Source organism: Sphingobium sp. (assembly GCF_036170395.1).
Classification (GTDB): domain Bacteria; phylum Pseudomonadota; class Alphaproteobacteria; order Sphingomonadales; family Sphingomonadaceae; genus Sphingobium.
Genome location: NZ_JAVHPD010000080.1, coordinates 1 through 8182 on the forward strand (window position 1 = coordinate 1; position 8182 = coordinate 8182).

Sequence of the window (8182 nt, forward strand, 5' to 3'; positions counted from 1 at the left end):
ACTGGTCGGGCAGCGGGCCGAACTCGCTGCGCAGCGCCGCGACCATCCAGCCCGACAGATAGAGGTAGCGGCCCTTGGTGGTGCCGAAATGCTTCTTGATCGAAATCATTTTCTGCTGGCCGATGAAGCCGTGCCAGCAGCCCAGCGACTGGGTGTAATTGCCCGGGTCGGTATCATAGGCCGCCATGTCGGCGCGCATGATCTTCGCGGTGTAGCGGGCGATGTCGAGGCCGGTGTGAAAGCGGTTCTGGAGCCGCATCCGGGCGACCGACTCGGCGGCGATGCCGTCCCAGTGGCTCTCCGCGCCGATGACGTCGCCGGCTTTCGCGATTTCGCTGTGATAGGTCATGTCTGCATCCTTGGGTGAGCGGGATGACAGGGAGATAGAATGATTTCCGCACCCGCGAAGGCCCGGCGCGGTTCAGTTGTCGATCTTTACACAATTTCGGTGTAAAGTTGTAAAGCTTGTGTGACGGGTGCCCACCCCGCTGCGACTAGCCGCGCCTGCGGCCCGGCAAGTCTCGCTCCCCTCCCGCTTGCGGGAGGGGTTGAGGGTGGGCTTGTAACGGAAGGTGTGGAAACGGAATGGCAAAGGATCGCCCCGTCTATATGGGTCCACGGCTGCGGCGGTTGCGGCGGGAGCTGGGGCTGACTCAGGCGGACATGGCGGCGGACCTCGACATTTCCGCCTCCTATGTCGCGCTGCTGGAGCGCAACCAGCGGCCGCTGACCGCCGACATGCTGCTGCGCCTCGCGCGCACCTACAAGCTCGACATGGGCGAGGTGGCGGGCGACGGCGGGGCGGAGCAGACGGCGCGGCTCCAGGCGGTGCTGCGCGACCCGATGTTCGCCGATATCGACCTGCCGGCGCTGGCGACGGGCGATGTCGCGGCCAACTATCCGGGCATCACCGAAGCGCTGCTGCGCCTCTACACCAGCTACCGCGAGGAGCATCTGGCGCTGGCCGATCGGGGCGCGGGCGGCCCGGCGCAGGAGGATGCGGCCGATCCCGTCGCCGAAGCCCGCCGCTTCCTCGCGGCGCGGCGCAACTGCTTCCCCGCACTCGACGATCTGGGCGAGCGCCTGGCGGCGGAAGCCGAAGCCGAAGGGAGCCTGACGGCATGGCTCAGAGCCAAGCATAATCTGCGCGTCCGGCGCTTGCCGTCCGACGTGATGGCGGGATCGATGCGGCGGCTCGATCGGCATCGCGACGCGGTGCTGCTGGACGATGCGCTGGACGGCGCCAGCGCGCAATTCCAGCTCGCGCTCCAGATCGCCTATCTGGAGATGCGGAAGAGCTTCGACATCCTCCTGAAAGACGGGCAATTCTCTGGCGAAAGCAGCCGCCGCCTCGCGCGCCGCGCACTCGCCAGCCATGGCGCGGCGGCAATCTTGATGCCCTACGCCCCCTTTGCCAAGGCGGTGGAGGCCCGCCGCTATGATGTAGAGGCGCTCGCCCGCCAGTTCAGCGTCAGTTTCGAGCAGGCCGCCCATCGCCTCACCACGCTGCAAAAGCCGGGGCAGGAGCGCATCCCCTTCTTCTTCCTCCGGGTCGATCCGGCGGGCAATGTCAGCAAGCGGCTCGACGGCGCGGGCTTCCCCTTTGCCCGGCATGGCGGCTCCTGCCCGCTCTGGTCGGTGCATCGCGTGTTCGATCGGCCGCGCGAGGTGGTGACGCAATGGCTGGAACTGCCCGACGGGCAACGCTTCTTCTCGATCGCGCGCACCGTGACCGCAGGCGGCGGCGGATGGGGCGCGGCCAGGGTGGAACGCGCCATCGCGCTCGCCTGCGCGGCGGACCATGCCCACCGGTTGATCTACACCCAGGGCGTCGCGCAGCCGGAGCCGACCCCCATCGGCGTCACCTGTCGCCTGTGCCACCGCGCCCAGTGCATGGCCCGCTCCGCCCCGCCGATCGGCCGGGAGATGCTGCCCGACGATTACAGACGCACCCGCGCGCCCTTCGGCTTCGAGGGGTAGCTAGCCCTCCACGAAATCCAGATAGGCGACCACGTCATTGTCGGTGGCGAGGAACAGCCCCTCCTGCACCTCCGCGGGCTGCTGCTCCGCCACGGCCAGAGCCTCGCTCAGCGGGCCGTACATCAATGTTGTCGCGCCGCCGTCGTCGCCCAGATGATAGAGGCGCACGGTCGCGCTGTCGTAGGTGGTGCGCATCCCGCCATTCTAACGCATGGGCGCGCGCATGTCAGCGGCGGTCCTTGACCTTCATGCTCGGCGCAAGCTGGTTCGCGCCGATCCGCACGGCATCGTCGGTGAAGTTGGCGACGAAGGTGGAATTGCGCTCCAGCCCCGGCACGAAGCCGGCCTTGTTGCCCTCGATCGTCAGCCCGGCGCTGGAATGTTCGCGGCCTTCGGGGGCCACGGTGATGAAGGCGGACCAATTATCCTTGTCCTTGCCCTGCACCATTTCGTTGCCGCTGATGACCCCGCTCGCGCCGTTCGACAGGTCGATCATATAATTGGTCAGCCGCCCGCCCGAATCGTCGAAGCTGTTGCCGGTGATGGTGACGCGCGCCGTGCGGGTCTTGAGATAATGGCCGCCATCGCCCTGGTCGAAGCGGCTGTTGGTCACCACCAGATTGGCGAGCCGGCCGATATAGACGCCATGCGCGCAGTCGAGATCGCGGTCGCAGCGGCCGAGACGGCGGAAGGTCGACTTGTCGATCATCACCTGCCCGCCGTCATAATCGCTGGTCAATATGCCTTCCTCGCTGTTGCGGAACAGGCTGTTGCGCACCGTCAGGTTGCCGCTTTCGAGGCGAATGCCAGCGCCATTGCCGTCGGGCACCCGGATATTCTGGAAGATGACGCCATCGACCGTGCTCGCCTGCCCGCGCAGGACCAGCGCCGCCTTCCCCTCGCACGGCACGCCGTCGAAGATCACGCTGCCGGGCTTTGCAGCGCGGATGGTGACGTCGCCGCCCTGCTGCACGCCGCACTGGTGATAGGTGCCGGGCGCGATGCTGATCGTGCCGCGCCGGTCGCCGATCGCCGCCAGCGCGTCGCCGATGGAGGCGAAGCCCTGCCCCGTTTCCACGACGGTGAAGGGCGCGCCGCCGCCCTGCGCCAAAGCGGTGGAGGCGATCGCGGCGGAAACGAGGAGGGCGGTGGAGAGGATGCGCATGTCGCTGAAAATAGGCTGCATCGGTGGGCGGGCCAAGGCGACAACGGGGTTAACGCCGGTCCGCCCCGTTATGGCACAGGCGCGGGGCGGCAAGTTAACGTCCGCCCCTCGCCTCACCGCCGCCCTGCCTCATCACTGCGCGATCATTCCCACTTCGCGGTCGCCTTCTGCGTCTTGCTGTTCCAGAAAATCTGGATCTTGCTGATCGTGCAGAGATCGAAATTGGTCCAATAGGCCTCGTCCCCGTCGGTGAAGACCACCTTCAGATCATAGGTGCAGACCTTGCTGCGCGCGGGAAAGCTGATCGGCACTGAATGCTGGTCCTCCAGCACATCGTCGCCCATCACATCCTCTTCCCAATTCTTGGACTTGGCCGGCGACACATAGACTTCGGCAATGTCGTAGCCGGTGCGGTTGACGAGCGTGAAGTCCTGATCGGCGGCCTGGGCGGCCATGGGCAGCAGCAGGGCAAGAGACCCTGCGAAGAACGCGATTCTATTCATGATGTTATGTCCCCCGCCGGCGGAAACAGCCGGCATTTTCGTGGCTAATCAATCGTAAATCGCCGGACAAGCCGTTGTTTTGATATGCTGATCCAGATCAGCATGATTTCGTCGATCCCCAAGGTCACGCCAGGGTCATGGCGGCGAAGTATACAGTATCGTGGGCGTTATTTCGGCCAAAGCGCCCGCCTTGCGCTCGCGACGCGCCGCCGACGCGCCTCTCGGGTCACGATCGGGTCACGACGGGGTCACGCCCGCGCGCCCCCCACGCGCCGCCAAGGTCATCGTCGCGCGTCACCGGCACGTCGGCCGCTCGGGCGAAGCGGGCCGCCGCGCCGCGAACGGATCTGCGAGGCTCTGGGCGTGAAGCACCAGCGCCCCTGCCCAGGCGCGGTCGAACGGCGTGCCCGCCAGCCGCCGCCGCAGCCGGTGCGCGCTCGCCGCCGACATGCCCGCCGCGCGCGCCGCCTGCGTGACATTGCCGGTCGCGAGCAGCGCGGCGAGGAAAAGCCGCTGCCGCTCGGGCGTCCAGCGGACGGCGGTGGTGAGGGGGAGCGCGCCGGGCGCGGGCGGATCGGGGACAAGGTGCTGGTTCATCCATGAGGATAGACCAGAGGAAATCCTATTTTGGAAGGGGGGTTGTTGTGGTGCAACCAATGCACTATGCGAAAAGCAATGGTCACGATGTTCCGCAGCGCGCGCTGGAAGATCGCCGTCTATGGGCGCGACCATGGCGTGCCGCATTTCCACATCGAGGGGCCGGATTTCCGCTGCTCGGTGGCGATAGCGACGGGCGAGGTCATCATCGGGACCGTGCCGGCGGCGATATTGGCGGAAGCGCTGGCATGGGCGCTGCCACATAGCGCGTTGCTGATGCAAACATGGCAGGAGTTGAACGGATGAGCATGACCGACAAGATGCGCGCCATCGTCGCGGTGCGGCCGTCCGGGCCTTCGTCGCTAAGCGTTGAATGGTCGGACGGGACGCAAGCCGATATCGATCTGACGTCGGTGGTGGCGGATCGCGCCTTCGCCGCCTTGCGCGATCCTGAAGAGTTTGCGCGGGTCGAGATCGGTGATTGGGGGCACAGCCTGGCCTGGCCGTCGAGCGCGGAACTGGGCGCGGACCGGCTATGGCTGGAGACGCTGACCGCGACCGGCCATCACGATGCGCGCGCGTTCCTCGAATGGCGGATGCGGCACGGCCTGTCGCTGTCAAAGGCGGCCGAGGCGCTCGGCGTGTCGCGGCGGATGGTGGCGTATTATTCCAATGGGGAGAAGCTGGTTCCCAAGCCGATCCTGCTGGCGTGCAAGGGATGGGAGGTTAGTAAGGGGTTGGCGGCTTGAAAATGGGTGGAGCCGCGGATTTCTACGCACCGTCATCTCCGCGTAGGCGGGAATCCATCTCCCCATCGTGGGGCTGGACTCAAGGTCTGGAGATGGGTTCCCGCTATCGCGGGAATGACGAAGAGGGGTGGGTAGCGGAATGTCGGGTTTCGGGCGAACTTCGTCCTTGACGACGTAAAGCGGTCGTGGCCTCTCTGGCGCATGTCGGAAGTCTGGACCTATAGATTGGCACTTGCATTGACGGTGACATTTATATCGCCAGCGAGTGCCGAAACCGTCGAAGTCGATACGTCATGTTTCGACGTCGCTTTAATTGCGACAAGCCCTCGCTATCGGTGGCAGCCTGTAGATAGCGCGCCCGACGAAATTATCATCAGATCGCCCGTTTCCATTCGGTTCGCGGTCAAACAGGTAATTGCAGGAGCAATCAAATCCTCTGATATCGAAGTTCGAACATCGCTGCATACTCGGTTCAACCCTGCCATTAAGCAATTTCTGCTTTTTTTAAAAGTGGAATATGGCGGGAAATATACTCTGCAAGAGATGAATTATCAGCTCGTATATGACCGTAGTGGGAAGCTTGTGTGGCCGATAGCATCGCCACTCCATACATCATATACAGAAGATGGATTTACGCCTTCAAACTATGAAACCTTGATGCGGCCCATCCATTACCGGGCGAGGGATGCATGGTGGTTGGTGACATCCCCCGATGTCGATCCGCCATCTGCTGATGAATACAGCTGGGGAAAGCTTGATAAGGACAGAATCATTACGGCATCACGAGGCATCAGCGCCGTTGATTTGGTGGCAGCCGCAGCAGGTAAGCGGTGTGATGCGAAGGCGGCACGTTAAGATAAGCGCTACTTTGGCGCTCAAGGAACGGCCGCTATCGGAATGGCATAAATTATCCGCGAACGGCCGAGAATGGTCGTTCATTGCCAATCTTCTTCGTCATGCCGGGCCTGACCCGGCATCCCGCTTTCCTCCGCTTCCTCGCGCAAAAAGCTGGACCCCGGATCAAGTCCGGGGTGACGAGGGTGGGCTCAATCCAAATTCGGCCGCAGATACCGTTCCGCCGTCTCGAGATCGATCCCCCGCCTCCCCGCATAATCCTCCATCTGATCCCGGCCGACCCGCGCCACGCCGAAATATTCGGCCTGGGCGTGGCCGAAATAAAAGCCGCTGACCGCCGCGGTCGGCAGCATCGCGAAGCTCTCGGTCAGCGAAATGCCGGTCGCATGATGCGCGTCGAGCATGTCGAACAGCAGGGGCTTCAGACTATGTTCCGGGCAGGCGGGGTAGCCCGGCGCGGGGCGGATGCCGCGATAGTGTTCCTTGATGAGCGCTTCGTTGGTGAGCTGCTCGCCCTCGGCATAGCCCCAGAGCGCGGTGCGGACATAATGGTGGAGCCGCTCGGCGAAGGCTTCGGCCAGCCGGTCGGCCAGCGCCTTCAATAATATGTCCGAATAGTCATCGATCGCCGCCTTGAAGCGCGCGAGATGCGGTTCGATGCCGTGGATCGACACGGCGAAGCCGCCGATCCAGTCGCCATTGGGGCTGATGAAGTCGGCGAGGCACATGTTCGCCCGCCCTTCCCGCTTGGCGATCTGCTGGCGCAGCATAGGGAGGCGTACATGCTTTTCGTCCTCGACATGGACGATGATGTCGTCGCCCACGCGGCGGCAGGGCCACAGGCCGCAGACGCCGCGCGCGGTCAGCCATTTTTCGCCGACGATCCGGTCCAGCATCTTCTGCGCGTCGGCGAACAGGCTGCGCGCGCTTTCGCCGACGATGGGATCGTCCAGGATCGCGGGATAATTGCCCGCCAGTTCCCAGGCGCGGAAGAAGGGGGTCCAGTCGATATATTTGACGAGGTCGGTCAGTTCCCAGTCGGGGAAGCGATGGACGCCCGGCAGGCGCGGGCGCGGGGCTTTCAAAGCCTCGTCCATCTCGAAGGCGTTGGCGCGGGCGTCCTCGATGCTCAGCAACTGGCTCTGCCCCTTGCCCTCGCGCGCGGCGCGGACATGGGCGTAATCATCCTTGGTTTTCTGGACGAAGTCGGTTTTCTGGGTTTCGGAGACGAGCGCGGTCGCCACGCCCACGGCGCGGCTGGCGTCCAGCACATGCACGACCGGGCCGGCGAAGGCCGGATCGATGCGCAGCGCGGTGTGCACCTTCGACGTGGTGGCGCCGCCGATCAGCAGCGGCATCGTCATGTTGGCGCGCTGCATTTCCGCCGCCACCGTCACCATCTCGTCGAGCGACGGGGTGATGAGGCCGGACAAGCCGATCATGTCGGCGTCATTCTCGTTCGCGGCCTTGATGATGTCCTGCCACGGCACCATCACGCCCATGTCGATGACCTCGAAGCCGTTGCACTGGAGCACGACGCCGACGATATTCTTGCCGATGTCGTGGACGTCGCCCTTGACCGTCGCCATGACGATCTTGCCCTTGCCCTTCGCGCCGGGTTCCTTCGCCGCCTCGATATAGGGGAGCAGATGGGCGACCGCCTTCTTCATGACGCGGGCGGATTTGACGACCTGCGGCAGGAACATCTTGCCCGCGCCGAACAGGTCGCCGACGAAGTTCATGCCGTCCATCAGCGGCCCTTCGATCACCTCGATCGGTTTGGCGGCGGCGAGGCGGGCTTCCTCCGTATCCTCGACCACATACATGTCGATGCCCTTGACCAGCGCATGTTCGAGACGCTTGGCGACCGGCCAGCCGCGCCATTCCTGCGCCGCCTTCTCCGACGCGGCGTCCTTGCCCTTGTAGCTTTCGGCGAGCGCGACGAGGCGGTCGCCGGCTTCGGGATCGGTGTTCAGCAGCACATCCTCGCACGCCTTGCGCAGCGCGGGGTCGATCGCGTCATAGACGTCGAGCTGGCCGGCGTTGACGATCGCCATGTCGAGGCCCGCGGGAATGGCGTGGTAGAGGAAGACGCTGTGCATCGCGCGGCGCACGGGTTCGTTGCCGCGGAAGGAGAAGGAGAAGTTGGAGAGGCCGCCCGAGATATGGACGTACGGACAGCGCTTCTTGATCTCGCGGCACGCCTCGATGAAGTCCACGCCGTAATTATTATGCTCCTCGATCCCCGTGGCGACGGCGAAGATATTGGGATCGAAGATGATGTCCTCGGGCGGGAAGCCGATGGTCATCAGCAGCTTGTAGGCGCGCTCGCA

9 protein-coding genes and 1 pseudogene are annotated in these 8182 nt (G+C 64.4%); 4 read left to right on the forward strand and 6 right to left on the reverse strand.

Annotation, left to right across the window (positions count from 1 at the left end; all coding sequences use genetic code 11):
• A pseudogene (locus tag V2B31_RS19250) lies at positions 1–349 on the reverse strand (isocitrate lyase); the annotation flags it as partial.
• A gap of 236 nt (positions 350–585) precedes the next feature.
• On the opposite strand from V2B31_RS19250, the gene V2B31_RS19255 reads away from it, so the two are divergent.
• Positions 586–1980, forward strand: a complete 1395-nt coding sequence (locus V2B31_RS19255) for a helix-turn-helix domain-containing protein (RefSeq protein ID WP_328281712.1) — start codon at positions 586–588, stop codon at positions 1978–1980.
• On the opposite strand, the gene V2B31_RS19260 is transcribed toward V2B31_RS19255, so the two are convergent.
• From V2B31_RS19260 to V2B31_RS19275, 4 genes are all read right to left on the reverse strand, one after another.
• Positions 1981–2175 (reverse strand): hypothetical protein, encoded by a 195-nt coding sequence (locus V2B31_RS19260; RefSeq protein WP_328281714.1) that lies wholly within the window; start codon positions 2173–2175, stop codon positions 1981–1983. It lies immediately after the preceding gene.
• A 31-nt stretch (positions 2176–2206) separates the two neighbouring features.
• The gene (locus tag V2B31_RS19265) at positions 2207–3145 is read right to left on the reverse strand and encodes a right-handed parallel beta-helix repeat-containing protein (protein ID WP_328281726.1); all 939 of its coding nucleotides are present in this window, start codon (positions 3143–3145) and stop codon (positions 2207–2209) included.
• Between the two features lie 143 nt (positions 3146–3288).
• A complete protein-coding gene (locus tag V2B31_RS19270; protein ID WP_328281716.1) occupies positions 3289–3648 on the reverse strand; it encodes an argininosuccinate lyase in 360 nt (119 codons plus the stop codon).
• A 294-nt stretch (positions 3649–3942) separates the two neighbouring features.
• A complete protein-coding gene (locus V2B31_RS19275; protein ID WP_328281718.1) occupies positions 3943–4245 on the reverse strand; it encodes a LysR family transcriptional regulator in 303 nt (100 codons plus the stop codon).
• Positions 4246–4323: 78 nt separating this feature from the next.
• Here V2B31_RS19275 and V2B31_RS19280 point away from each other — a divergent pair, with 78 nt between their 5' ends.
• The 3 genes from V2B31_RS19280 to V2B31_RS19290 all read left to right on the forward strand — a co-directional run bounded on the left by V2B31_RS19280 (position 4324) and on the right by V2B31_RS19290 (position 5849).
• Positions 4324–4551 (forward strand): DUF4160 domain-containing protein, encoded by a 228-nt coding sequence (locus tag V2B31_RS19280; RefSeq protein WP_328281719.1) that lies wholly within the window; start codon positions 4324–4326, stop codon positions 4549–4551.
• The gene (locus V2B31_RS19285) at positions 4548–4994 is read left to right on the forward strand and encodes a DUF2442 domain-containing protein (RefSeq protein ID WP_328281721.1); all 447 of its coding nucleotides are present in this window, start codon (positions 4548–4550) and stop codon (positions 4992–4994) included. Before V2B31_RS19280 ends, V2B31_RS19285 begins: the two co-directional genes overlap by 4 nt.
• Before the next feature lie 201 nt (positions 4995–5195).
• A complete protein-coding gene (locus V2B31_RS19290; protein ID WP_328281723.1) occupies positions 5196–5849 on the forward strand; it encodes a hypothetical protein in 654 nt (217 codons plus the stop codon).
• Positions 5850–6040: 191 nt separating this feature from the next.
• On the opposite strand, the gene V2B31_RS19295 is transcribed toward V2B31_RS19290, so the two are convergent.
• The coding region (locus V2B31_RS19295; RefSeq protein ID WP_328281725.1) for a vitamin B12 dependent-methionine synthase activation domain-containing protein at positions 6041–8182 on the reverse strand (2142 nt) is incomplete at its 5' end.

Bases quoted from the DNA above. Each gene is read 5' to 3' on its own strand.
- V2B31_RS19255 (WP_328281712.1), top strand. From the start codon at position 586: ATGGCAAAGGATCGCCCCGTCTATATGGGTCCACGGCTGCGGCGGTTG.
- V2B31_RS19260 (WP_328281714.1), bottom strand. From the start codon at position 2,175: ATGCGCACCACCTACGACAGCGCGACCGTGCGCCTCTATCATCTGGGC.
- V2B31_RS19285 (WP_328281721.1), top strand. From the start codon at position 4,548: ATGAGCATGACCGACAAGATGCGCGCCATCGTCGCGGTGCGGCCGTCC.
- V2B31_RS19275 (WP_328281718.1), bottom strand. From the start codon at position 4,245: ATGAACCAGCACCTTGTCCCCGATCCGCCCGCGCCCGGCGCGCTCCCC.
- V2B31_RS19280 (WP_328281719.1), top strand. From the start codon at position 4,324: ATGGTCACGATGTTCCGCAGCGCGCGCTGGAAGATCGCCGTCTATGGG.
- V2B31_RS19270 (WP_328281716.1), bottom strand. From the start codon at position 3,648: ATGAATAGAATCGCGTTCTTCGCAGGGTCTCTTGCCCTGCTGCTGCCC.
- V2B31_RS19290 (WP_328281723.1), top strand. From the start codon at position 5,196: ATGTCGGAAGTCTGGACCTATAGATTGGCACTTGCATTGACGGTGACA.
- V2B31_RS19265 (WP_328281726.1), bottom strand. From the start codon at position 3,145: ATGCGCATCCTCTCCACCGCCCTCCTCGTTTCCGCCGCGATCGCCTCC.